This is a genomic window from Acinetobacter sp. 1130196 (genome assembly GCF_000588095.1).
Classification (GTDB): Bacteria; Pseudomonadota; Gammaproteobacteria; order Pseudomonadales; family Moraxellaceae; genus Acinetobacter; species Acinetobacter nosocomialis.
The window spans coordinates 1-25,258 of the sequence record NZ_JFWX01000048.1 but is presented as its reverse complement, the minus strand read 5'-3'; the positions used below and the strand labels follow the sequence as shown (position 1 = coordinate 25,258).

Here is a 25,258-nt window from a genome sequence, read left to right as displayed (position 1 = left end):
AAAATACCGGGTCATTGGGAAGCTGATTTAATTAAAGGTAAAGACAATAAAAGTTCGATAGCAACACTTATTGAACGAAATACACGGCTCTGTATCTTGGCAACATTACCTGATGCAAAGGCAGAATCAGTGCGCAAGGCTTTAACTGAAGCTCTGAAATATTTACCTGCAGAACTGCGTAAAACGTTGACCTATGACCGTGGACGCGAGATGTCAGAACATAAAATACTCGAAGAAGATTTAGGCATAGATGTATATTTCTGTGACCCACATTCACCTTGGCAAAAAGGCACATGCGAAAATATGAATGGTTTAATTAGGCAATATTTACCTAAAGGGATTGATTTAAATCAGGCAGATCAGCATTATTTAAATCAAGTTGCCATGTCACTGAATACTCGTCCTAGAAAGGCGTTAGATTGGCTTACACCATTAGAGAAATTTGCTCAGCTTGTTGATTATCATATGGCTTTTGAAACTGTCGCACCTCATGTTTGAATTCGCCCTTGGAAGGTTGAAATTTAAAAATATTTTCTTTCTTCTACAAAAGCTAGTTAATTAAAGAAGCCTAACAAAAATTGGGCTTCTTTTACGTCTCTACAATCCCTTCCAAATCTTTGAGTGTATAGTTCCATTCATCAATTATGAGTTTGAATACCTTCTTGCACATAATCATGTAGATGAGGAAACTGCTAACAAGTATTTTTTAGAAAAATTAAGTGGTACTGAATTTAAGAATACTTTAAACTAAAAAACATTGCTTTATATGAATTCGTAACTATAAGCTTGAATAAATAATTGATTTAAATTTAATAATGTTATGTTGATAAATTGAGTATATTGGATGTCTAGAAGTAAATTATTTTTAATATTAGCTTTATTAATACCAAACCTTACTCAGGCAAAAAATATTATTTTATATGATGATTCAAATAGTATTATTTCTCAAGGATATAAAAGTATTAATGAACTTGGCCAATCTGTAAAAATAGATGAAGATTACGAAATTCTAACTAAAGAATATTCTTTTAATTCTAGTGATGAAAATGCTCATTCTTATAGTATTATTTTGAGGAAAGGAAATAATTTATATAATTTGGATCAGAATAAAATATATGGTTTGAATCGATATATTATTTCACCATATTTTTCAGATGATAATTTTATTGGTTTCGTAGAATATACGGGAAATGTATTAAGAGGTGATTTTTATATCATAAAGAAATTTTATATTTTTAATAAAAAAGCAAAAGAAATTGCTGTTGTTAAACTAATGGATACAAGTGTTTTGCCAAATAAAAAAGGTCAGTATGATTATAATTTTCTTGATCAAAATTATATAAAGAAAATTACTGTGGATGATTCTTTAAATATTTATACTATAAATTCTATATATGTTCAAAACAATCCTGCTGTTTGGAAGGTGATGTCAAAAGAATTTAAACCAGGCTATAAAGTTAATGACGGTTTTAAATTTAGATTAACAAAAGATAATAAAATTAAATGTGAGAATTTAAAAGGTTCAACTTTAGAGTGTAATGAAGGTTTTATGCAAATTCATCAAATAAAATAGAAGCTCAACATTTGAGCTTAATTGATTCTATACTATCTTTTGTTAATTCGATATGATAATAACGATAAGAATTAATTTTAAAAATTTTGGTTTTTAATAGTTGATTTATAAAATATTTTATCTTTATTATGATAATTTAACTTGATTGTTTGTAAATTAACCAAATGAAAAAAACTTGTTTTTTATTATTGCTGACTCTTTCTGCTAAGACATTTGCAAATACAGATAAGTGGAATGGTACTTATCATTATTATAGTTCAGAAGAGTTGCCGGGTGGTAATGTTGCGACGATAGAATCTGTTTTAACACTCACACCAAAAAAGTGTGAGTATTCTATTGCTGGCTTCCAGGTTGATAAATCTTATATATGCAAAGTGAAAGAGAAAAATAACGAGCTATATTTCTTTAAAGTTCAAAGTGGTGAAAAGTTAGGAAAAGTAGTCTTTAAGAAAGGAAAATACTATCTTTATTCTGATGAAGTTTTAGATAATAAAGATAACTTATTTTTTAAAGATAAATAATAGTTATAAAACTCTTTTTTAAAATATTTCAGACTCTATAAAAAGCCCAACAAAAGTTGGGCTTTTTTTATGTCTCTACAATCCCTTCCAAATCTTCAAGCGTATAGTTCGGCATATCAATAATATGGGTTTGAATACCGTCTTGCACATAATCATTCACATGAGGATATAGCCAGCGAGTAATCTGTTCAGCAACACTCGAGTGATACTGAATTTCAAAGTGATTTAAACCATAAAACACGGCTTTATGTGAGTCTGGAACTTTAAGCTGAAAACGTGGATTTGGATGTTCGCCAAGTGCACTTTTCACACTCACCAAATAGTCGCCAATCACGGTAAGCGCTTTATTACGTACCTTTTCAAACTCGAGTGTTCCTGCCACTAAAAAGGTATTGATATGGGAAGGTAGAGGAGCTGGAGCACGGTTGTCATCCATCATGCCAATACGGGCATCCATATATTCCCAGTCATCGTCACGAACGCTACCGTGGCGTAGGTCTAAAATACCATTACTACGGATATTAACCAGTTGACCCAGTAACCCAACAAATGGGAATGCCCCGAGCTTATCTTGTATAGCAAAGCCAAAGCGCTCAAGTACTGCACCATGGTGGGGAGAACCAATACAGACAAGGTTCTCGACCATATGAATCCATTGGTACATATTCTGTTTGCCGTAAAATAGCGCGCTACGGGAAACTAAGCCACCCATACTATGACCAATGATATCAATACTGGTAATTCTTGGATTACGTTGTACCAAATCTTCTAATAAATTTGAAAAACTGCGGCCATTGGCTGAAATGCGGCGACCTGTGTTGTAGTTTAAATACAGCATAGTGTTGTGGTCACGCTGTGCTAACAGACGCTCACCAATGCCGCCATAGTGTGCATTTGACCAAGTCAGATGGTTCATACACAAACCATGAACTAAAATTACGATACGGCCTGCAAGTTCGCCTTGTTGGATTGCACCGTAGTGGTCGTATAGCACCATTGGCAAGGCAAGGGGACTATGTTGTTTAAGTAAATAGTCTCCGAAAATACCATTTAAAATGCCCACCAAAAAATGAAGACTTGGTGTTAATGGCTTTTCATGAAGGGTCGGGAATTTTTCAATAATACGACGTAAACCGGGTGCTAAAAAATAACGCCCATACTTTTGTAAGGCACCATAAGAAAACTGATATACCTTTTGCACAGAAGGGCGTTTTTGGAAATTATTCGCATTTTGGGCACTAATACCAAAAGCATTTTTTAACACTTCAATATTAATGACTTGTATTAATTCATGTACACCATTTAAGCTGGTGCTGAACAGTTGAGCTAAACCTTCTAGTACGTCGGCCTGACTCGGTGGCGTACGATCCCATTTACAATAAGTTTCATGTAACGGTGTTAAGCTCGGCATATCTTTTCCCCATTTACGTTATAACCGACGTTTTAAGCTGTACTTTTTATGAACGGCAGCTAACGTTTCCATCTTAGTAGTTTAAATAACACATGTTTTTAAAATACTGATGAATGGTAAGTTGAGTCGTTTTTCTTGTCTGACAATAGTGTTTTTATATACAAACTGAGAACAAAAATGTGAGTTTATTCTCAATTTAAGAGGGAAATATATGAATATTATCTACCTCCATGGCTTTAATAGCAGCTCTTCTTCGACTAAAGGGCTGAGCCTTAAGCAATATTGTAGCGAATTGGACATAAATGTACATTTGCCAGATTTAAATAGATCTCCAGATCAGGTCGTAGCGCAAGTTTCAGAGCTAATAGAGTCTTTACAAGATGTGGCTTTAGTCGGCAGTAGCCTTGGTGGGTTTTTTGCGACATATTTTGTCGCGAAATATAATGTTCCGGCTGTACTGATTAACCCTGCTATGCAACCATGGAAGTTGTTTGATGAGCTCTTCCAAGTTGAAAGCATGCCTTATAAGGTGAATGATCAATGGTCAATTGATCATGTTCAGTTACGACAGTTAGAACAACTGGAACTGAAACAACCTGAAAATGCTGACAAAATACTCGTCTTATTGCAACAAGGCGACGAAATTTTGGATTATCGTCAAGCACAACGCTATTATAGTGTTGCAACACCATCCTCATTGATTTTGACGGATGCTCATGGCAATCATGCCATGGAAGATTTTGAAGAAAAATTACCTTTAGTGATCGAATTCTTTGCGCACACCATCAAATAAGGAAAACGTACAACGTGACACAATATACGGCTCAATCGCTTGAAGTCCTTTCTGGTTTAGACCCTGTTCGTCGTCGTCCGGGGATGTATACCGATACGACTCGACCTAACCATTTAGCCCAAGAAGTTATTGATAATGCTGTTGATGAAGCATTAGCTGGTCATGCCGACAAAATATGTGTCACAGTTTATAAAGATGGTTCATTATCTGTTGAAGATAACGGCCGTGGTATGCCAGTCGATATTCACCCTGAATATGGCCAAAGTGGTATCGAAATCATTCTGACCAAGCTCCATGCTGGCGGTAAATTCAGTACCGATAACTATCAGTTTTCAGGTGGTTTGCATGGTGTGGGGATTTCGGTTGTAAACGCTTTATCTACACGTGTTGAGGTAGAGGTTCAGCGTCAGGGTAATTTATACCAGATGGCATTTGAGCAAGGTGAACCTGTTGCTCCTTTAGCGGTGTTAGAAGGTAAAGCACCAAAACGTGCGACAGGAACTACGGTACGTTTCTGGCCTGAAGCTAAATATTTTGATAGTCCAAAATTTGCTTTAAAAGCACTTAAACATAATTTAAAAGCCAAAGCTGTTTTAGCAGCTGGTTTAAAAATTACTTATATCGATCAAATTAATGATGAAAAAATCGAATGGCAATTTGAAAATGGCCTTGTCGATTATTTGATGGATGAATTACAAGATCGTGAAATTTTGCCAAACCCTGCATTTGTAAGCAGTGGGCAAGCAGACCGTGCCGCGTGTGAGTTTGCGATTTGCTGGAATGTAGAGGGTGGCGAACAGGTTCAAGAAAGTTATGTCAACCTGATTCCAACTGCACAAGGTGGTACTCATGTGAACGGTTTGCGTTCAGGGGTGACCGAAGCGCTACGTGAATTCTGTGAGTTACGTAATTTATTACCACGTAATCTTAAACTTTCGGCTGAAGATGTTTGGGATGGCGTGAATTACATTTTATCGCTCAAGTTCCAAGAGCCACAATTTTCTGGTCAAACTAAAGAGCGTCTTTCGAGTCGTGAAGCCGCCAATATTGTTTTAAATATTGCTAAGGATGCGTTTGCGCTCTGGCTCAACCAACATGCTGAAATTGCTATGCAACTTGCCGAAATGGCAATTTCTAAAGCAGGTCGACGTTTAAAAGCTGCGAAAAAAGTTGAGCGTAAAAAGATTGTTTCTGGTCCGGCTTTACCGGGTAAATTGGCAGACTGCGTGGGCCAAACACGCGAAGAAAGTGAGTTATTTATTGTCGAGGGTGATTCGGCTGGTGGTAGTGCCAAACAGGCGCGCGACAAGAACTTTCAGGCTATCATGCCAATTCGTGGAAAAATCTTAAATACATGGGAGGTTTCTTCTGATGAAGTACTTGCTTCTCAGGAAGTTCACGACATTGCGATTGCCATTGGTGTAGACCCTGGCAGTGATGATTTGTCAGAACTGCGCTATGGCAAAATCTGTATTTTGGCCGATGCCGACTCAGACGGTCTGCACATTGCGACTCTGCTTTGTGCTTTATTCGTTAAACACTTTCCAGCATTGGTTGAAGAAGGTCATTTATTTGTAGCAATGCCGCCATTGTTCCGTATCGACATTGGTAAAGATGTTCATTACGCGCTAGATGATGAAGAGCTTGAAACCATTTTAAAAAATGTTAAAGGTAATAAGAATCCGCAAATTACCCGATTTAAAGGATTGGGCGAGATGAATGCAATTCAACTACGTGAAACAACCATGGATCCAAACACTCGTCGTTTGGTTCAGCTTGATCTAGATGATGCACATTTAACAGCAGGTTTACTCGACAAACTCCTTGCGAAAAAACGTGCAGCAGACCGTAAGCAGTGGCTTGAGCAAAAGGGTAACTTAGCTGATATCACGGTTTAAAGAAGAATTAAAAAATCTCCCCGCACAATAGGCGGGGATTTTTTATTTTAATTACACAATAGTATGCAGTATTTAAATAATTAGACGTAAACAGACAAGTCTGTATAAATTATTCTTTATTTAAAACCTAATTTTTATAGGTTGTGGAAATTGAAAAACATCGCAATTTGCACCACCTCCAATCCGATCTACTACTACAAAATCACTGGGTGCCTCAAAGGTAAGCAAAGGGTGATGCCATGTGCCTGCCCGATAATTAATACTTTGCTTACCATTCGAGATGAAAGCACAGAGCTTGGAAATATCGGGAGTATTTTCATCTAAAGCGGGTGCGACAATAATTAAAAACTTTTGTTGCTGTAATGGAATAAATGCTTGAGAACCTTTCGGATGTCGCTCTAGCATGGAAATTTCCATAGGCAAGACACTGGCCTTGATGTTACGGAAAATACTGATCCCTGCTTTTGCTTCACCCTCAATTTCAGTTTCAACGAGCGCATGGTAGCGTTCGGTGTGGGCATCATTAATATGAAAAAAATCATGCCCATCACAACAAATAACTTCTCCGAAGGGCTGAAAGTTCTCAATGGTCAAGGGCTGAATTTGAACAGTATTTATGATCATGACTTCGCAATTTTTCCCCATAAACGAACACGACTAATACCACCGTCTGGAATCATGTTAATACGAATATGCGAGATTTTTTCATGTTGTAAAATCTCATTCACATACTCATGAATATGATCCATTTGCATTGGTTGAGCTTCAAGTAAATAAGACCAGAACATACTTTGTGGAATTAACTGTGCATCGGTTGCATTTTCAAGGTAAACCGCTTGAATAGATACTTGGGCAGGGAAATTGCCTTTAAAGTGCGCCGTATCAATTTCAAGCTTTTCAATTTTTCCGCTTTTACCCAACGCAAGAATACACCAGTCATAACCGGGTGCACGGCGGCGTTTGGTTTCCCAGCCGTCGCCCATGTTGACACCACGACCGGGGTTAATCAAATTACGTGGATGTCCAAAATGCGCATCGCTATAGGCAATTACGCGACCGCCATTTTCAAGAGCCAATAAATCGAGTGTTTGCTCTGTATCAGACACCTGAATATGAACATCACCATAAACGCGTAAACGGGCGACACCACCATCTGGGAAAATATTGAGGCGTATATGCGTGAAAATTGCATCATTATTGACCATAAAAATATGATGTTGACTCGGCCCTAGCTCGGTATTTTCCAAAATACTCTGCCATTTTGCCCCTGTAAGGTCACCATTTGGTGCATAACATGCTTCCAATGAGGCAGATGCAGGATAATTTCCTGTGAAAAACGTGGTGTCGATATCAAGTGCACTGATTTTTCCACTCACTCCTAGCTTCACAATACACCAGTCATAGCCTGCATGACGCTTACGGCGGGTCTCCCAACCGTCCATCCATTTGCCGTTATCATCGAATTTATCTTCAACAAAAATAGGTGCTTCAAATTGCAGCATACGTTTTGCTTCTGCAAAGAAATCATCTGAACACTCAATCACTTGTGCACCAATTCGGGCATCCGCCAAATTAGTTTTAGTATTCAAAATCTCAGGAAGTTCAAAAGCTGGAGCGTGCAATGTTGCCATAATGGAGTATCCGTATTTCTTGTTAAAAACATGATTTTTCATTTAAAACTGCACTCACACTGAGCGTGTTGAGACCAGTTCTATACTTAAATATATAAGCATGGTGCATGCCAGTTTGGTGGAAAAGCTCAATAAATTTTGAACGATGGCATGTTTTTAGCATAAGCACCCTATAGGTGAATATCTATAGGAGCGTGTTATGAATGTGGTGATTATTGGTGCGGGAATGGGAGGTCTAACCACAGGCATTGCATTAAAGAAATTTGGTCACCAAGTTCGTATTTTTGAGCAAACTGAAAAGATTCTTCCGGTCGGCGCTGCAATTTCGCTGTGGTCGAATGGTGTGAAATGTCTAAATTATCTGGGATTAACCGAGAAAATCGCCAAACTTGGTGGGCAAATGGATGACTTGGCCTATGTAGATGGTTTAACTGGAGACGTGATGACACAATTCAGTTTACGGCCATTAATTGAAGAAGTGGGACAACGCCCTTATCCAGTCGCACGTGCCGATTTACAAAATATGCTGATGGATGAGTTTGGTCGAGATCAGATTTATTTAGGCAAAAAAATGGTAAGCCTTGAGGATAAAGCTGATTATGTCGAAGTGCATTTTGCAGATGGTAGTTCAACACAAGCCGACTTACTGATTGGGGCTGATGGTACGCATTCAATGACTCGTGCCTATGTCTTAGGTCAGCAGGTACAGCGCCGTTATGCAGGTTATGTGAACTGGAATGGTCTGGTTGAAATATCCGAAGATTTAGCGCCAGCTCAGCAATGGACGACTTATGTAGGAGAGGGTAAACGTGCATCTCTGATGCCAGTTGCGGATGGACGTTTTTATTTCTTTTTAGATGTACCTTTGCCAGCAGGCTTAGAGAATAATCGGGATGAATATAAAAAACTTTTAAAACAATATTTTGCTGATTGGTGCCAGCCTGTACAGCAGCTCATTGAACGCTTAGACCCGCAAAAGACCAATCGGGTAGAAATACATGATATTGAACCGTTTACCCAATTTTATAAAGGTCGCGTGGTGATTTTAGGTGATGCCGCTCATAGCACCACACCTGATATTGGGCAAGGTGGCTGCCAAGCCATGGAAGATGCGATTTATTTAGCGCGCTCTTTGCAAATTAATACTTTGGGACTAGAAGATGCTTTACGCCGCTATCAAAACAAACGTAATGAACGTGCCAATGAATTGGTGCTTCGTGCACGCAAACGTTGTGATGTAACCCATATGAAAGATGAAACTGTTACCCAAGCTTGGTATGCAGAATTACGCCGTGAACAAGGCGGACATATTATACAGGGTATTATTAGTAATATTGTCGGTAATCCACTCGACTAAAACAAAAACAGCAAGGAATTTTTCCTTGCTGTTTTATGATTCTAAATAAAAAATTTTAGAAGTGGTATTTAACCAAAGCACTGACGTTATTTTCGTCTCGGCCTTGTAGACCAAATTTATTATTCCACACAGAGTGCTCAATACCAAGGTACAGGCGTGTGTCAGGAGAAATGTGTTTACCTACATTCCATTTCCATTGAGTTGTCCAGTTCAGCTCACTGGCATGGTCACCTTCAGCAGTTGACCAATCTAGGAAACCATCAACCAAAAATTCTTCAGATGCAATATTAAATGGAATTCCATAGACGAATGTCATTTGATAATCGTCATCAGTTTTCTCGTTGTTTGCACGGTAGAAGTTTAAATTCGCATATTTAAAATATGGAATATCTAAATCAACAGCAAAACCATATAAGAAGTTATCGAAATTGTTGCCGTTTTCGCTATTACTTTCCCAAGTGGTACTAATGAGCACATCTTTAATTGGGCCATAAGCCAATTTTTTGCCAGATATTTCACCTAAGCTTAAACGTGGTGATAACTCAAAATATGTACTTTTATGATCATCTTCACCGCGCATACGGTCCATGAAGAAGAACACATCAGCATATTTAACTTTTGCTGCATATTCCAAAGTGATGGTGGTTTCTTTTGCGTCTACAACTTCATAGTTTTCACCATAAAGACCAGTCACGCTAAAATCTTGCCAAATTGGTTTTGCCTGAACCATGGCTGTTGCAGATAACAAGGCACAAGTAGCCGCAAGTTGCTTTAATTGCATTTAAATGATCTCCCCCCAAATAAAGCACGCTAAGGATACAGGGTCTTAAGCAAAAATGAAGCCAAATTTGATCAACGGTTAAAAAAAAGCCCACCGAAGTGGGGCGCTAAAAACGAATTCATTAATGTGTATTTCGTGTATTTATGGTTTGGCTCAATTGAGGGGCAGATGAGCTACGAAATGAAGGTAAATGATTAAATAACAAATTCAATAAGATAGCAAAGATACAAGTTGAACTAATACCCGAATGGAACAAAGTTTGTACCCAAACTGGAAAGTGAGCATAGAATTCATGGTTAATAATAGGAATCATCCCTGCTGATAAAGCAGTCGCGACAATAATCAAATTTTTCTGATCGTTATAATTAATTTTTGCCAAAGTACGGATTCCGCTCGCTGCAACTGATCCAAACAAGACCAGACCTGCACCACCAAGTACAGGCATAGGAATTGCTGCAATAAGGCGACCCATAACAGGTAATAGACCTAAAATGATGAGAATGACACCGCCTGCTGCCACGACAAAGCGGCTTTTGATACCTGTAATTGCCACCAGTCCAACATTTTGGGCAAAAGCACTTTGCATGAATGAACCAAAAATAGGTGCAATAGCGCTTGAAAACATATCTGCACGTACACCGTTGGCGATGCGTTTTGAATCGACTTCAGTTCCTACAATGTCTCCGACCGCAATAATGTCAGCAGTGGTTTCTGTCATAATTACTAAGGTAACAATCAGCATCGATAAGATCGCACTGAGCTCAAAAGTCGGTAAACCAAATGCAAATAGATGAGGGAATTGCAGCCATGCACCTGAGCTCACGTGACTAAAATCACCAAAACCCATGAAGTAGGCCAATATACTACCAGCCATGATCGCCAATAATATGGATAAGCGACGAATACCGGCTTGAGGTAGCATATTCAGAATAATCACAATACCTAAGGTCAGTAGTGCCAAAGAAATATTTTCTACACTTCCCCAGTTGGGTGCTTTCTCGTTACCACCCATCATCCAACGAATTGCAACAGGTAATAGAGATAGCCCAATAATCGTGATGACGCATCCGGTTACAACAGGTGGGAAAAAACGAATGATTTTTGAAAAGTAGGGCGCAAGGCAAAGCCCAACTAGAGAGGCTACAATGACTGCCCCGTAAACTGCAGGTAGACCACCGCCTGTGGTGATAATGGCAACCATGGTCGCCACACCTGCAAAAGACACCCCCTGAACTAAAGGTAGTTTTGCGCCTAGATATTTTGTTCCCATGGTTTGTATGAGAGTTGCCAATCCGCCTACAAATAGCGCTGCTGCAATGAGCATTCCGACTTGTGCCGAGCTTAAACCAGCTGCCATTCCAATAATAAGTGGCGGTGCTACAATGCCGCCATACATGGTGAGTACATGCTGTAAGCCATAAGCAAAACTTTTCGAAATTCCTAAATACTCATGCTCTGGAGAAATCGCATTCTTTTGTCGATGATTCATATTTTTCTCCTATTTATATTTGAATTAGCTGCCGCGATAAGTGGAGTAGGCGAAGGGGCTGATTAGTAATGGAATGTGATAATGCTGATTGATGTCTTCTATAAAAAATTGAATACAAACACGCGGGAAAAAAGTTTTGACTTCTTGCGAGGCAAAATAAGGGGCAACTTCAAATTCAAGTTGATAAGCACCTTCACTCAAGTCGTTTATTTCAAAATCACTCACTCGCCCATCTTGATTAGTGGTTGCGGTCGCAATTAGTTCGTGAGTTGCTGCATGAAACAATTTCACTTCGACCTGTGCAGCCGGTTTACCTAAATTCGTATCTAAAATATGAGTGCTGATCATGTTTGTACTTCCTGTGATAGACGTAATAGAGCAATTGCTGCGAGTTGCTCATGTACAATGACTTTTTCTATAGCTAAGTTGTTTTGAAGACGTTGATGGAGTTTTTTTAAAATATCTTCGCTACTGAGGCCGGCTGCTTTAATTAAAAAAATAAAACCAAACTTCTGTTCATACTCAAGATTACCTTGCAGCAGAGCTTGTTGTGTTTGCTCATCCAACGAGATACCAGCTTGTTCTTTAACTGAAAAATCTTGCTCTTTTGCATTGAGTTGTTTTTTTGCCTGTCGTTCCCCAATTTTTGGATGGGTTGCTAAAGCGGCCTGAATTTCTTGCCATGACCATGTGTGGCTTAATTGTTCTGCATACCCTAAAAGAACTGATGTTGAAGAGTAGGGACGTTCTGAAATAATTTTTTCGGCCCAAGCAGGAATATGGACGCAGTTGTTTAACAGAGTCTTGAGTTGCTCGGATGGGGCTTGATTAAACTCGGCTAAAAACACTGTTATTCCTAAACTCGTTATCATGATATAGAGTTTTAGCAATAACAGTGCCAAGAGTGGTTAATCTTTCTCTAATGAATTTGGAAAATTAATAACCAACTAACGAGTTATGTGATTTTTAAACCAATATTTTGCAATATCCTGACGACGACACACCCAGACACGATCGTGCATTTGAATATAGTCGAGGAATCTTTGTAAGGCTTTAAAGCGACCCGGACGCCCTAAAATACGGCAGTGCATTCCAATAGACATCATTTTTGGTGCAGTTTCTCCTTCTGCATACAGCACATCAAAACTATCTTTTAAATATTGGAAAAACTGCTCTGAGCTATTAAATCCGCCCGGTGAGCAGAATTTCATGTCGTTACATTCGAGCGTATAAGGAATAATGAGATGAGGACGTGATGCCCCAGCCGTATCGGTCAGTGTGGTCCAAAAAGGCAGGTCATCACCATAATAATCAGAGTCGTATTGTATTTGTGGAAACTCTGCGAGTAAATGACGGGTATTAGGACTATCACGTCCAGTATACCAACCTATAGTCTTATTTCCAAACAAGTTTTCTAAAACTGATAAGGCTTGTTCCATGTGCTGTTTTTCGACTTCAATGTCGGTATCTTGATAGTGAAGCCAGCGGTAGCCATGAGAAACGACATCATAATCAGCTTCTTTAATTGCTTCGACAATATAAGGGTTACGGGCCAGCGCCATGGCAACGCCGAAGATAGTCATTGGAAGCTTGCGCCGTTGGAACTCACTATGGATGCGCCAAAAACCAGCACGTGAACCATATTCGTACATAGAGTCCATCGACATATGCTTAGCTGGATAGCTTGCAGCACCGATAATTTCTGATAAAAAATGCTCCGAACCTGCGTCGCCGTGTTCAATATGCTTTTCGCCACCTTCTTCATAATTCAACACAAATTGCACGGCAATCTTAGCATTGTTGGGCCATTTCACCTCTGGAGGCTGTCCGTGATAACCGATTAAATCACGTGAATAAGGAGACTTTTGAATCTGCTCAATGAGTTCTGCTCCAGATAGATAAGATTCGGTCACAATTGCTCTCCGTTTGTTCAATTTTTCATAAAAATTTAAAAAATCAGCTTGCATATTTTTATAGATGGACTGATATTGAAGGTATGAAGATCTTCAAAATAAATTAAAAGCAGTACGTTTAAGTCAGGAGATAACAAACCATTACACCATCAAAATGTACAATTAAAGTCAGTTCATGCATGCTTAAAACATGCCAACATAAAAAAGTTTTGCATAGAAAAGATCCACAGTAAGAAAGAGAGGATGGTATTTATGAATATTGAAATCCGCACAGATAAAAACATCCATAATAGTGAACGTTTAATTACTTATGTACGTGCAGAACTTACTCAAGAATTCCAACGTCATAGCGAACGTATTACACATTTCTCGGTTCATTTTAGTGATGAAAATGGGGACAAAGGTGGCGATAAAGATATCCACTGTATGATCGAAGCACGTCCTGCTGGCTTGAAACCAGTGGCAGTGCACCATAAAGCAGGAAATATTGATGCCTCAATTCACGGTGCGATTGAAAAACTAAAACGTAGCCTTGAACATACTTTTGAGAAAAAGGAACACCCGAGAGGTGGTCAGCCAGAATTCATTGATGATGAAGTTTAAAAATTGCTAAAAAGCCCTTCGGGGCTTTTTTTATGAAAAATAAAAAAGACGGATAAAAACTCTTCACAACTTTTGGTTTGCAATGCAATAGCATTGACCTCTAAAATCTTCATCAGAGATTAGGCATAATAGCCCTAATATATTTTTGAGAGATGGTCATGTTAACCACCCAGCAGCAGGCTTTAATTAAAGCCATAGAAGAATTAGAACTTACGCAAGTACAAAAATTACTTGCTGAGGGGCTTGATCCGAATTTCATTGATCCGGAACAAGGGCCACCTGTATCAATTATTTGTGATGGAATTTTTAAATGGTGGGAAGATGTTTCGGAAGCGTATGAAGCAGGCACTCCCTTATCAAAAGAAGAAAAAGATCAAGCATTACAAGTTTATCTCGATATCCTTGAAGCCTTAATTCAGGCAAAGGCAAATGTTCATCTTTGGGATGCAGAAGAATTTTATGGTCCACTATGGGATGCAGCAAGTTCGGCATGCGCACCAGCGGTTCAACGTTTACTTGATGAAAAAGTTGATCCAAACACACGTGATGAAGAAGGACTCACCATTTTATCTTCAATCAGTCAGTTGTTCTTTGATTGTGATTTTGATGAAATAGATTGGTCAGAAGCGCTTCAAGAAGAGCGTGAAACACTAGAGTTATTGCGCCATCATGGAGCAAAAATGTCAAAAGAACTAACTACTTGATTGGAATATAGAATGAGAACATTTCAAATTTTAACTTTTGCTCTGACCACTGTTGCCGCAGGAAGTAGTTTTGCCGCAGAGTTCTCGTTTGACCGTCCAGGTTCGGGCTTCGGGACAGGTATCACTCCAGTGGGGCAGTTAGCTTGGGAACAAGGTTTGCCAAGTGCAACTTATACAGAAGCAACTGTTGATGGCGTGAAAGAAAAAACCGTAACTGTACATGGCGATATGTTATTCCGTACAGGTTTGGCGAAAGACTTAGAATTACAATTGGGTTGGCAAGGTCCAGGTTGGACTCAAACCAAGCGCGCTGGTAAAAAGACAGATACCTCTGGTTTAGGTGATGTAAGCATCGGCTTAAAAAAAGCGATTGATTTAAATGATGAAAATTTAACAATGGCTGTCTTGGCTCAAGCGCTTATTGCAACGGGTAATGATGAGTTTACTGAACATGACGATATTTATAGTTTAAGTTCAGCAGTGGCTTATCAGTATAATGATTTAATCAATACTGCAATTACGATGCGTTACGAAGTGCAAAACAGCAACTGGGCTGTAACAGCCATTCCAACAATCAATTATAAAATTGCTGGCAAACTTTCTGGCTATTCTGAATTTGTTTACCGTAAAGCTGAAAGCCAAGACTACCAATATGGTTTAGGTACAGGCTTAGTGTATGCAGTTAATAAACGTACTCAACTTGATGCAAGTGTAGGTGTCGATTTAGAGGGTCAAGATAAAGGCTACCATGGTGGCTTGGGCATGGCATTCTTATTTTGATAAAACCAACTTGAATTGATGTTAATGAAAAAGCTTATTTCTCAGGGAATTATTTATTTTCTAGCAGCTGCTAGTTTTGTATTGAGCCAGTTTGTTTTTGCAGAAGATAAGCTACTTTCACCCGAACAGGCTTTTTCATTTTCGGTTGAATCGCCACAATCGCATACCGCAAAGTTATCGTGGCAGATTCAGCCAAATTATTATTTGTATCAGCATAAATTTACTGTCCAGCAGGGTAATCAACCTTTAGCTTTAAATTTGCCTAAAGCCGTTTCTCAATATGATGAGAACTATGGGCAAAGTCAGGTTTATTACCATCAAGTCAACTTCCAGATTAAGACTAAACCTTCAGAGCACTACACTGTAACTTGGCAAGGCTGTGCCAAAGACCGTATTTGTTATCCACCACAAACTATTGAGTTTCAAACCGATGCAGATGGTCTGGTTGGTGTACAAAATCAAGCAGGAACAGCACAGAAACGCTTATTAGATTTGGCAAATAAACCAGTATCTCAAGAACCTTTAGAAGATCCGACAAGTTCAGAAAATAAAGCTGAAGCGGCTGCTCCCCAAATTGCACAAGACCAGATTTGGTCAGCTAAATTAATTGAACACTCACTTTGGTATGGTGTTTTATTGTTTTTAGGTTTAGGCATGCTGCTTGCATTTACGCCATGTTCTTTACCAATGTTGCCAATTTTAACCTCATTGATTATTCGAGAACATAAGGGTTTAAAGGCTTGGACCATTGCGCTTACCTTTGTGTGTAGTATGGCATTGGTTTATGCAGGTCTAGGTTTAATTGCTTCTTCAGCAGGGTTAAATTTCCAACGCTGGTTACAACAGCCTGCTACGCTTATCGCGTTTAGTTTACTGTTTGTAGTTTTTGCGCTGAATCTATTTGGACTGTTTGAGCTTCGTTTACCGCAAACGTGGTTAAATCGGCTTGATCGTATTCAGTCTATGCAACAAGGGGGTACTTTGGTTGGTGCCGGGGGCATGGGCGTAGTTTCTGCGCTCTTGGTTGGTCCATGTATGACTGCACCTTTAGCTGGAACCTTATTATTTATTTCTCAAACCCAGAACCAATGGCAAGGTGCTTTGCTTTTATTCTGTCTAGGTTTTGGGATGGGAATTCCTTTACTCATTGCCAGTGTTTTAGGTGCAAAGTTCTTACCTAAAGCAGGTGACTGGATGCATCAGATTAAAGTAATTTTTGCTTTTCTGATGTTAGGATTAAGTCTTTATTTTATTCGCCCTTTATTGCCAGATTGGGGCATGCAAGTGCTTAGTTTATTGTTAGGGCTGGCTTTTATTATTTATGCGCTGTATCAGTTCTTTTGGAAAAAAGGGCAGTTACAGTGGCTATATGCCTTACTACTTTTATTGGTAACACCATTTGTTGCTTATAACCAGTATCAGCATTTTCAAAATCGAAGTTTGCAAAGTTCTGACCATATGACTGAATGGCATGTTGCAACTACAGCCGCAGACTTTCAGAAAATTTTAGCAGCAGCGCCTGCTGATCGGGCTATTGTCGTTGATGTCTATGCAGACTGGTGTGTGGCTTGTCAGCCTATTGAACATCGTATTTTAAAAGCACCAGAAGTTCAGTCAGCTCTTGCGCCTTACTATCTCATTAAGCTTGATTTAAGCCATTATGATCAGTCACATGAAGCTCTACTCAAGCAGTGGAATATTCTTGGGCCACCAACGTATCTCTTTTTAAATAAGCAACAACAAGAAATTCGTTCTTTGCGTTTAACAGGTGCCTTTAGTCAGCAAGAGCTTTTGCAACAGCTTGCAAGCTTATCGAAAGCTAAATAGTCAAATTGATTTTATATGTGGTATTTGTTGAAAAGTGCGGACTTGATTACGCCCTGAAGCTTTTACCGCATAAAGTGCCTCATCGGCCTGTCGAATCACAAAGTAGGGATCGTTTGCAAAAGCAGAGCTGCTAATTCCAAAGCTTGCACTCACATGAATCTGAATATTCTGATTATTGAAAATAGATAACCCTTGTAAGGCAAGTCGGCAACGTTCCGCAATTTTTTCCGCTTGAATAATGTCGGTATGAGGGAGTAATAAAATAAATTCTTCTCCACCAAATCGACCAATGATGTCTTCATTACGTAAATTTTCAGAAAGACATTGAGCAATTTTAATCAGGACCTGATCGCCCTGATGATGTCCATATACATCATTAATTTTTTTAAAATGGTCTATGTCGAGAAGGACTAAAGCATAATCGAATTGTTGTTCGTGCAGTGTTTCAAGATGCGCATTTAAACTGCGTCTATTTAATACATTAGTTAATGGGTCGATCTGGCTTAAGCGTTGAATATAAGTTTCTCTTTGGCGCCATTGAGTTAGTAGAATTTCAAATAAAATAAAGCACGCCACTAAAATCGGCATAATAAAAAACAGCATACTCCCTAACCAAAATGGATTGGTTTGAGCATGTCGGATAGCCGTGAAGTTAAATAGTGGAGCGTAGGGTATAACCCCATTCATACTTAAATAAGTACACACGGCTAAAATAATTGTTGCTGGTATAAAAGCGCTATAAACAATTTTTCTTTCAAATAAAACTAAACCTACGCCAATCGTACCTACATAACCGACCATTGTGGCTGGGCTGATACTTCCTATTAAATAACCATCGTGACACAGCATGAGCATAAAGGCTTGCACGCTAATAAGAGGAACAATTTTTTGAGCCCAGTCTTGGTCTTTATAGCGGTAACACGGAATAATCAGCAAGGCTAATAAAAATAAGGTCAATAAGTTGAGCCAGAGCTGTGATTCGACTAAAGGTAAATTTGACCATTGCCAGACACTAGGCGTTATTAAGATATAGCCTTTCCATAAAATCCAACTGAAATTCATTGCACAGGCGAGGGTCAGCATCAGTGCACTTTTTTGTAACGGGGTCCAATTAATAATATGATTGTTATGGATGAATTCGAGAATCACCTGTTTTATTTTATTTATAGGATGAGTGATTAAACGAATTTTCATAATAATAAAGGAACTCCTAAATAGTGATATCTCTTCTTCAGATCATCCTAAAATGGGGGAGTTTGAATGATTCATAACCTAAACATACCATGATTCACTCATTAAACCTTAAGATTAAAGTTTTTATAAATAAGATGAAGTGAGAGGTATTTCAAGCTCATCACTTCATTCATTTTAATTAAGTTTTATCAAGTTCATGAGCAAATTCGGCAATATCTGCCATCGCATGTTTTGCTTCGTCGAACCAAGCATTAAACATCTGGAAGTTATGCCACATGCCTGTATAAAGTTTAAAATGTACTTTGACACCTGCTTCTTCAGCTTTTTCTCTAAAGCGTTTTGCATCGTCTAATAAAATTTCTTTAGAACCCACCTGTACTAAAGTCGGTGGCAAACCTTCTAAGTTATCAAAAATAGGCGAAACACGTGGGTCATCTGCTGCAATATGGTTGCCAATATAATGTTGAATACCTATTTGCAGGGCTTCAAGAGAAAGCAATGCATCATGTTTTTGGTTAAATCTTAAAGATTCACTGGTTAAGGTCAAATCTAAGAAAGGTGACAATAAAATTAGACCGCTTGGCATGAGTTCGGGTTGTTCTTTTAAACGCAAGCAAAGTGCCAAAGCTAAATTAGCCCCGCATGAATCGCCCGATAAAATAATATCTTTGGGCTGAATACCTTGAACTAATAATGATTGATATACGTCATATAATGCTTCAATCGCTTCAGGATATGGATGTTCCGGAGCAAGTGGATAGTCCACATGAATGATTTGCATTTGGGTGCGGGCAGCTAAATCCGTCATAAATGCATGATGGGTTTTTACACTACCCAGAAAAAAAGCGCCGCCGTGAATATGAAAAATAAGCTGGGTTGCTGAATCCTGAGCTTTAATTTCCTCACCTTTTACACCAGCAAGCCGAATCGGACGAACAGTTACATTTTTTTGTTTTGGAAATGCTCGGCAAAGTTGTTCAAGCATAGGGCGTAAAGCAGTTGGAGGTAAATTCAACTGACTTGGTTTGCGAATTGCTGTTTTAAGAAATGTTTCTGTTAAATAATATTTTAAAACGTTTGGTATATTCATATAGTATCCGCTTATGTTAATAACTTGTTTCCCTATAAATTTTATTTTTCAAGGTTACAAGGTTACACGAAACAGTCACATTCAAAAATTGCAATATCGTTGCGAGTTTTGAATACTGAAGTCTTGAAAGACCCAAGGATATTACAAAAATGAAAAAGATTGCTTTAGCTTTAGGACTTGTTGGTATGGCTGCATTTGCCAATGCGGCTGACCCACTAAACGGAACGGTATGGAAAACGATTGATGACCAAACCAATAAGCCCAAAGCCGTAGTAAAGTTTACGGAACAGAAGGATGGAACCTTAACTGCAACCATTCAAAGCATTTTGACACCAGGTGAAGAAAACTCTTGTACAAAATGTGAAGGTCCGTATAAAAACAAACCGCTTAAAGGTGTGACCATTGTACATAATCTAAAAAATGTAGGTGGTACCAGTTATGAAAACGGTACAATTTTAGACCCTAAATCTGGCAAAACTTACAAATTAAAAGGTGAGTTGGCTGAGGGTGGTAAAAAGCTTAAATTACGCGGCTATATTGGTGTTTCAGCATTGGGCCGTAACCAAACGTGGATTCGTGCCAACTAAATCTGTGAATAAAAAAACGAGCCATTTGGCTCGTTTTTTTATTCATTTAAGTTTTGATAGGCAGTTTCATCAAAACCGACCAGAAAACCTTTAGAGGTCTGTAGAACTGGACGCTTGATTAAGCTTGGCTGAGCAATTAGCGCTTCAATAAGATGATCTTCGCTACTTAAAGCACGAGTTTGTTCATCTTCAGATAGTTTTTTCCACGTAGTACCTTTCTTGTTGAGAACGGTATCTTGTCCAATTTCTTTTAACCAGATTTTCAAGGTATCGGCATCAATTCCTTGTTTTTTATAATCGTGAAATTCGTAACTCAAACCTTTTGCTTGTAAGGCATCAAATGCTTTTTTCATTGAATTACAGTTTTTAATACCATAAATTTTTAACATTTTATCGGACCATGTCAAAAAGAAAGAACACACAGCCTAACCCAAAATGCATTTGGGCACTACTTTATACCGATACTTTTAAAACAAATGAAAAATAATGATTAAAACAATAAAGAATGTCATGTTATTGTCATAAGACAAGGTAATAATGAACTCAATAAGAAGAATCTAGAAAACTAAAAGAACTTAGCGCAAAAAATAAGAGATAGAAAAGAGAAAACCCGCATTTAATCATCCTGATCATGCGGGTCTCATTTCAACGTCCATTGTCACATCCTTGCAAATAAACTTATCTTAAGTTTATTTTATCTTCCTACGGCGTCCTATCCTTTTGCGTCATCCTGACTGCTTCCCTGTGCCGTGGGGCTATAATGCCGTTAAACGTGTGTAAGAAAAATACTCAAAAACGACATGTGTTGTAAGCAAAAACGACAATGTAAGTGAACACTTGTTCACTTAATCTTGAATTTTATAGTCGATAATAACTGGAGCATGATCGCTAAACCATTGATCTTTATAAACCCATGCATTTACTGTGCGTGCTTTCCAGTCTGGTGAACATGCTTGGTAGTCAATACGCCACCCTACGTTTTTCGCACGAGCTTGTCCGCGATTTGACCACCATGAGTACAATTCGGCTTCTGTTCTTACCACACGAAAGGTGTCTACATAGCCAAGTTCATCATAAATGTGGTCAAGCCAAGCACGCTCATGTGGTAAACAGCCAGATGATTTCTGATTGCCCGACCAGTTTTTAATATCAATCCGTTTATGAACGATGTTGTAATCGCCACAAATAATGATGGACTTATTCTCATCACGCCATTGTTTCAAGATTTTGGCATATTCACCTAAAAATAAATCTTTACGTGCTTGCGCTTCTTCACCACTTGAGCCTGAAGGTAAGTATAATGATGCAATATGTACGGGATGTGACAAACCTAAATCGAATTCGGCAGAAATGAAGCGGCCTTGACTATCGGCCAATTCAAACCCTAAACCATCTTTAATAGAGACAAAGGGTAAGCGGCTATAAATTGCAGTACCTGCATAGCCTGCACGCTCTGCTGGAAAGAGATGGGTATGCCATCCCTCGGGTCTAAACTTTTCAGTCCATTGTTCATGGGTAATGCGGCTTTCCTGCATGCATACGACATCGGCATCGGATTGTTCTAACCATTCAAGTAAGCCTTTCGTCACTGAAGAACGTAAGCCATTTACGTTAATGGAAACGACTCGAAGAATTTTTACATCACTTGGATACTGATCCTTTGGTATCATGCGAAAATTTAACCTCAATTGTGAATTTGGAGCACCTCATGACAACGCCTGTGTCATTTCACCCGCAAGCATTTATCGAACTCGCATTATCACGCGGTGTGCTTAAATTTGGTGAGTTTACTTTAAAATCTGGACGCGTGAGTCCTTATTTTTTTAATGCAGGCCTACTCAACGATGGTGAAGCTTTATCTCTTTTAGCGCAAGGCTACGCTGATAAATTAACACAATGCGAAAATGTTGATGTGATTTTTGGCCCAGCTTACAAAGGTATTCCATTTGTAGCTGCGACTGCTGTTGCTTTGTCGCAAACACATAACAAGAGCGTGCCATGGGGTTTTAACCGTAAAGAAGCGAAAGATCATGGCGAAGGTGGTGTTTTAGTTGGTGCTGCGGTTGAAGGTAAAAAAGTCTGGATTATTGATGACGTGATTACCGCAGGTACAGCGATTCGCGAAGTGGTAACGATTTTGAAAAATGCCGGTGCAACTATTGCGGGTGTTTTGGTTGCGCTAGATCGTCAGGAGCGTGGCCAAGGTGAACTTTCTGCAATTCAAGAAGTTCAAAAAGAATTAGAAATTCCTGTACACGCACTGATTACCATGAAAGATTTAATGGATTATTTAGAAGCGAAAGGCGAAACAGAAGCGCTAGCTAATATGCAAGCTTATCGCGAAAAATACGGTATCTAAAAACAAAAAGCATACCCCTAAATAGGGGTATGCTTTTTTAATACTTATTTAAAACTGATAATTTAAACGCAATAACACATTACGTGGTGTGCCTGGCATGCTGTCTGAACGCCAGTACTCTTTATTGGTTAGGTTATTTACCGCAAGTGTGACATTCCACGGGTCGGCACTATAGCCAATTGCTGCATCGACACGATTGAAGCCTTCCATTTTTACTTGATTATTAATATTTGGATAATAAGAACCGACATAGGTCACGCCCACTTCGGTATACCACTGCTCGGTTGGTAAATAACGAACAAATAAATTACCTGTGTTCTTAGATGTGTTTGCTAAATAGTTGCCTTCACGTTCAGGATTTTGCTTGTCTTCTTTTACTTTTGCATCTGTGTAGCCATACCCACCGCGAACAAAGACATTGTCAAGTACACGCCCAATAAAGCTAAATTCGAGACCACGAGATTGATGCTGTCCTGCAGTTGCCCATACATCTGGCTCACTGTCTGGGTTTGGTTTATAGCGAATATTATTTTTACGAATATCAAAGACAGAAAATTGAGTATTTAACCGATTATCTAACCATTCACTTTTTACACCCACTTCGTATTGCTCGTTATATTGAGGCTCTTTATCCATTTTTGTGACATCGGTGCTCCCAGTAACTTGGTTAACACCCATTTGTCCGCCAAATGGTGCAAAACTCTTAGAGTAAGACGTATAAAAGCTATGTTCTGGAACGGGTTGCCAGACTAAACCCACATTTGGACTAAAACTGCTGTCTTTTACATTACGATGATCATTATTAAGTTTATTAGTAGTTGAAAAGTCAAAGTAATCATAACGTAGGCCCATCATGAGTTTAAGTTGGTCATTTAGACCAATTAAATCCTGAACAAATACACCATAAGTGGTACCTTCATTGTAGTTATGTTGGCTAATTAAAAGAGGGCCATTGCCACGACTATATTCACGTTCACCAGTGAGCGGATTAACGTAACCATAAATGGCTGAACCGTTTTGAGTCTTATTGGCTAGACGTGGTTCTCGTTGCTCATAGGTCCAGTCTGTACCGACCATAATTTGGTGCTCAAGCGAGCCTGTTTTGAATTTGCCCTTAATATCAAAGGTATTGGTTGTGGTCTTATTGCTAGTTTGTTGCCAATAGTAAATTTGATTGATATAGCCTTTTTTTGTTGTACAGGTTTTGCCTTTTAAATCTTTGCCATCTAACCCACAATAAGTCCCAAAATAAAAGTGGTCAAAGTTCTGTTCTGCTTGACGGTAACTCGCTGCCCAGTGGAAGTTCCAGTCAGGTGCATATTCATAATTTACATCGGTGCGGACCACTTGCAAAATATCATCAACATAATCGCCATCTTGGGCAAATCCTGTTTTGATGGATGTACCTGCAGGTAGATTTTCACGCGTTGGCCCACGGTCAGGAACTCGACCTAATTTGTCATAGGTATATTGTGTGGTCCAAGTGAGTGTTCCATCGTCATTTTTATAGGTAAAGCTTGGAGAGAGCATCTCAATTTTATTTTTAATACCTGAGCGGAAGCTGCCTGCCTCGCCATATTCTCCAGTCAAACGTACTGCTAAATTGTCGTTAAGTACTTGGTTGATGTCAGCTGTTGTTCCGTAATTATCGTATGAACCCGCATATGCGCCAACTGAACTTTTAGAGTCAAAATTGGCAAACTTACTCACCATATTTACAACCCCACCACCAGCGCTACGACCATACAAAACCGAAGCAGGGCCTTTTAAAATTTCAATACGTTCGATATTGGCTGTACTGCGGCGTACTTGTCCACTTTCACGTATACCATCGCGGTAAATATCGCCTGTGTCTGCACCAAAACCACGAATCGTGATCCCATCGCCGCGCATATCGTAACTGGTTGATACGCCTGGTGTACCTTGCAGCATGACGCTTAAGTCATTTGATCCATAAATTTTATATTTTTGAACATCAATAGTATCAATAGTTTGCGGAATATCTTTTTTGTCTAAACCATTACGTGTGACATTGGCTTTGTCATAGTCGATATAACTTTTGATGGGATCGAGTTCACTCATCGCTTCAATTTTTATAGTTGGCATGACTGCTGCAACTTTTGAAGATGAGTCCGCTAATTCCTCTGCGTAGGCACCTTGAATATTCAAGATCATTAAACTGAGTAGGCTAAGTGGGAACGAACTTTTAATTTGGGGAGATGATATAGAAATTTTTAACATAAAAATAAAGTCAATTAACAAAAATAAAAGTATAAATGATAATTATAATCATTTAATTGTTTAGAATAAAAGAACTATTGCTTATAAAATTATCGTGATAGATTTTTAATTGTTGATTTTAAAAAAATAATTTATGTGATGAATAATTGCTTGATTGAAATGATTAGTTTTATTTGGCTTTGTTGCATAAACATTCAAAAGCTGAGTTCTCCCCAATCCATTCAAATTTAAGACACAACTTGGGTGCGAGGTCTACCTAATTCCGTAAATCTATTCAGAACTGCCACACGCGCATGAATTTCATTGACCTGACTTTGAAAATGTCTTGCCGTCAGCCTATCACCTAATAATTTGATGCAATGCATCTTGGTTTCCACCAAACTACGACGGTGATAACCCGACCATTTTTTCCATAGGGTTCTGCCTAAATGTTTAACCGTTTGAAGTAACTCATTTCGTTCTATTGAACTTATTTTAGAATCTTTCCAGGGCTTGGCATTCTTTCT

25 protein-coding genes and 1 pseudogene are annotated in these 25,258 nt (G+C 38.7%); 12 read left to right on the top strand and 14 right to left on the bottom strand.

Annotation, left to right across the window (positions count from 1 at the left end; translation table 11 throughout):
* The 3 genes and pseudogenes from J671_RS0105000 to J671_RS21550 form a co-directional block, all read left to right on the top strand.
* Nucleotides 1–498, top strand: a pseudogene (locus J671_RS0105000) (IS30-like element ISAba125 family transposase); the annotation flags it as partial.
* 346 nt (nucleotides 499–844) lie between these two features.
* Entirely contained in the window at nucleotides 845–1,573 is a 729-nt protein-coding gene (locus tag J671_RS21555) for an RND transporter (RefSeq protein ID WP_031983401.1), read from the top strand.
* A gap of 164 nt (nucleotides 1,574–1,737) precedes the next feature.
* Nucleotides 1,738–2,094 carry a DUF5991 domain-containing protein gene (locus tag J671_RS21550; protein ID WP_031983400.1) on the top strand — a complete coding sequence of 119 codons (357 nt, stop codon included), beginning with the start codon at nucleotides 1,738–1,740 and terminating at the stop codon, nucleotides 2,092–2,094.
* 67 nt (nucleotides 2,095–2,161) lie between these two features.
* On the opposite strand, the gene J671_RS21545 is transcribed toward J671_RS21550, so the two are convergent.
* A complete protein-coding gene (locus tag J671_RS21545) occupies nucleotides 2,162–3,505 on the bottom strand; it encodes an alpha/beta fold hydrolase (RefSeq protein WP_002054038.1) in 1,344 nt (447 codons plus the stop codon).
* A 211-nt stretch (nucleotides 3,506–3,716) separates the two neighbouring features.
* On the opposite strand from J671_RS21545, the gene J671_RS21540 reads away from it, so the two are divergent.
* Nucleotides 3,717–4,298 (top strand): YqiA/YcfP family alpha/beta fold hydrolase, encoded by a 582-nt coding sequence (locus tag J671_RS21540; RefSeq protein WP_031983398.1) that lies wholly within the window; start codon nucleotides 3,717–3,719, stop codon nucleotides 4,296–4,298.
* A gap of 14 nt (nucleotides 4,299–4,312) precedes the next feature.
* Complete coding sequence (gene parE, locus J671_RS21535) at nucleotides 4,313–6,196, top strand: DNA topoisomerase IV subunit B (RefSeq protein WP_031983396.1); 1,884 nt, start codon at nucleotides 4,313–4,315, stop codon at nucleotides 6,194–6,196.
* Between the two features lie 120 nt (nucleotides 6,197–6,316).
* Here parE and J671_RS21530 read toward each other — a convergent pair whose 3' ends face one another.
* Together J671_RS21530 and alc are read right to left on the bottom strand one after the other, a co-directional pair.
* Nucleotides 6,317–6,820 (bottom strand): ureidoglycolate lyase, encoded by a 504-nt coding sequence (locus J671_RS21530; protein ID WP_031983394.1) that lies wholly within the window; start codon nucleotides 6,818–6,820, stop codon nucleotides 6,317–6,319.
* On the bottom strand, nucleotides 6,817–7,827 hold the full coding sequence (gene alc / locus J671_RS21525; RefSeq protein ID WP_031983393.1) for an allantoicase: 1,011 nt from the start codon (nucleotides 7,825–7,827) through the stop codon (nucleotides 6,817–6,819). The genes J671_RS21530 and alc overlap by 4 nt, the downstream gene beginning before the upstream one ends.
* A gap of 199 nt (nucleotides 7,828–8,026) precedes the next feature.
* Between alc and hpxO the strand changes: the two genes are divergently transcribed.
* A complete protein-coding gene (gene hpxO / locus J671_RS21520) occupies nucleotides 8,027–9,184 on the top strand; it encodes an FAD-dependent urate hydroxylase HpxO (protein ID WP_031983392.1) in 1,158 nt (385 codons plus the stop codon).
* Nucleotides 9,185–9,239: 55 nt separating this feature from the next.
* Here the strand turns inward: hpxO and J671_RS21515 are convergent, their stop codons facing one another.
* The 5 genes from J671_RS21515 to puuE form a co-directional block, all read right to left on the bottom strand.
* Nucleotides 9,240–9,965, bottom strand: coding sequence for an outer membrane protein OmpK (locus tag J671_RS21515; RefSeq protein WP_002053945.1), 726 nt, complete (start codon nucleotides 9,963–9,965; stop codon nucleotides 9,240–9,242).
* A 121-nt stretch (nucleotides 9,966–10,086) separates the two neighbouring features.
* Nucleotides 10,087–11,454 (bottom strand): nucleobase:cation symporter-2 family protein, encoded by a 1,368-nt coding sequence (locus tag J671_RS21510; RefSeq protein ID WP_004711456.1) that lies wholly within the window; start codon nucleotides 11,452–11,454, stop codon nucleotides 10,087–10,089.
* Nucleotides 11,455–11,478: 24 nt separating this feature from the next.
* Nucleotides 11,479–11,802, bottom strand: coding sequence for a hydroxyisourate hydrolase (gene uraH, locus J671_RS21505; protein ID WP_031983391.1), 324 nt, complete (start codon nucleotides 11,800–11,802; stop codon nucleotides 11,479–11,481).
* A complete protein-coding gene (uraD, locus tag J671_RS21500; protein ID WP_006582453.1) occupies nucleotides 11,799–12,302 on the bottom strand; it encodes a 2-oxo-4-hydroxy-4-carboxy-5-ureidoimidazoline decarboxylase in 504 nt (167 codons plus the stop codon). Before uraD ends, uraH begins: the two co-directional genes overlap by 4 nt.
* Before the next feature lie 99 nt (nucleotides 12,303–12,401).
* Nucleotides 12,402–13,367 (bottom strand): allantoinase PuuE, encoded by a 966-nt coding sequence (gene puuE, locus J671_RS21495; RefSeq protein WP_031983388.1) that lies wholly within the window; start codon nucleotides 13,365–13,367, stop codon nucleotides 12,402–12,404.
* A gap of 252 nt (nucleotides 13,368–13,619) precedes the next feature.
* Here puuE and J671_RS21490 point away from each other — a divergent pair, with 252 nt between their 5' ends.
* From J671_RS21490 to dsbD, 4 genes are all read left to right on the top strand, one after another.
* Entirely contained in the window at nucleotides 13,620–13,970 is a 351-nt protein-coding gene (locus tag J671_RS21490) for an HPF/RaiA family ribosome-associated protein (RefSeq protein WP_002053923.1), read from the top strand.
* Between the two features lie 158 nt (nucleotides 13,971–14,128).
* Complete coding sequence (locus J671_RS21485; RefSeq protein WP_004711466.1) at nucleotides 14,129–14,674, top strand: ankyrin repeat domain-containing protein; 546 nt, start codon at nucleotides 14,129–14,131, stop codon at nucleotides 14,672–14,674.
* 12 nt (nucleotides 14,675–14,686) lie between these two features.
* Nucleotides 14,687–15,454: a transporter gene (locus tag J671_RS21480; RefSeq protein ID WP_002053755.1), complete on the top strand. Its 768-nt coding sequence runs from the start codon at nucleotides 14,687–14,689 to the stop codon at nucleotides 15,452–15,454.
* Between the two features lie 18 nt (nucleotides 15,455–15,472).
* Nucleotides 15,473–17,281, top strand: coding sequence for a protein-disulfide reductase DsbD (gene dsbD / locus J671_RS21475; protein WP_031983386.1), 1,809 nt, complete (start codon nucleotides 15,473–15,475; stop codon nucleotides 17,279–17,281).
* Here dsbD and J671_RS21470 read toward each other — a convergent pair whose 3' ends face one another.
* Both J671_RS21470 and J671_RS21465 read right to left on the bottom strand, forming a co-directional pair.
* Nucleotides 17,282–18,475, bottom strand: a complete 1,194-nt coding sequence (locus tag J671_RS21470) for a GGDEF domain-containing protein (RefSeq protein WP_031983385.1) — start codon at nucleotides 18,473–18,475, stop codon at nucleotides 17,282–17,284.
* Between the two features lie 178 nt (nucleotides 18,476–18,653).
* Entirely contained in the window at nucleotides 18,654–19,565 is a 912-nt protein-coding gene (locus J671_RS21465) for an alpha/beta hydrolase (RefSeq protein ID WP_002053915.1), read from the bottom strand.
* 149 nt (nucleotides 19,566–19,714) lie between these two features.
* On the opposite strand from J671_RS21465, the gene J671_RS21460 reads away from it, so the two are divergent.
* Entirely contained in the window at nucleotides 19,715–20,152 is a 438-nt protein-coding gene (locus J671_RS21460) for a DUF2147 domain-containing protein (protein WP_002053814.1), read from the top strand.
* 38 nt (nucleotides 20,153–20,190) lie between these two features.
* Here J671_RS21460 and J671_RS21455 read toward each other — a convergent pair whose 3' ends face one another.
* Nucleotides 20,191–20,541 (bottom strand): arsenate reductase, encoded by a 351-nt coding sequence (locus tag J671_RS21455; RefSeq protein ID WP_031983384.1) that lies wholly within the window; start codon nucleotides 20,539–20,541, stop codon nucleotides 20,191–20,193.
* Between the two features lie 456 nt (nucleotides 20,542–20,997).
* Entirely contained in the window at nucleotides 20,998–21,822 is an 825-nt protein-coding gene (locus J671_RS21450) for an exodeoxyribonuclease III (RefSeq protein ID WP_006582457.1), read from the bottom strand.
* A gap of 38 nt (nucleotides 21,823–21,860) precedes the next feature.
* Between J671_RS21450 and pyrE the strand changes: the two genes are divergently transcribed.
* Entirely contained in the window at nucleotides 21,861–22,511 is a 651-nt protein-coding gene (gene pyrE / locus J671_RS21445; RefSeq protein ID WP_031983382.1) for an orotate phosphoribosyltransferase, read from the top strand.
* A 48-nt stretch (nucleotides 22,512–22,559) separates the two neighbouring features.
* On the opposite strand, the gene J671_RS21440 is transcribed toward pyrE, so the two are convergent.
* Both J671_RS21440 and J671_RS21435 read right to left on the bottom strand, forming a co-directional pair.
* A complete protein-coding gene (locus tag J671_RS21440) occupies nucleotides 22,560–24,752 on the bottom strand; it encodes a TonB-dependent receptor (RefSeq protein ID WP_031983381.1) in 2,193 nt (730 codons plus the stop codon).
* 227 nt (nucleotides 24,753–24,979) lie between these two features.
* A partial coding sequence (locus J671_RS21435) for a transposase (protein ID WP_031983380.1) occupies nucleotides 24,980–25,258 on the bottom strand: 279 nt, incomplete at its 5' end.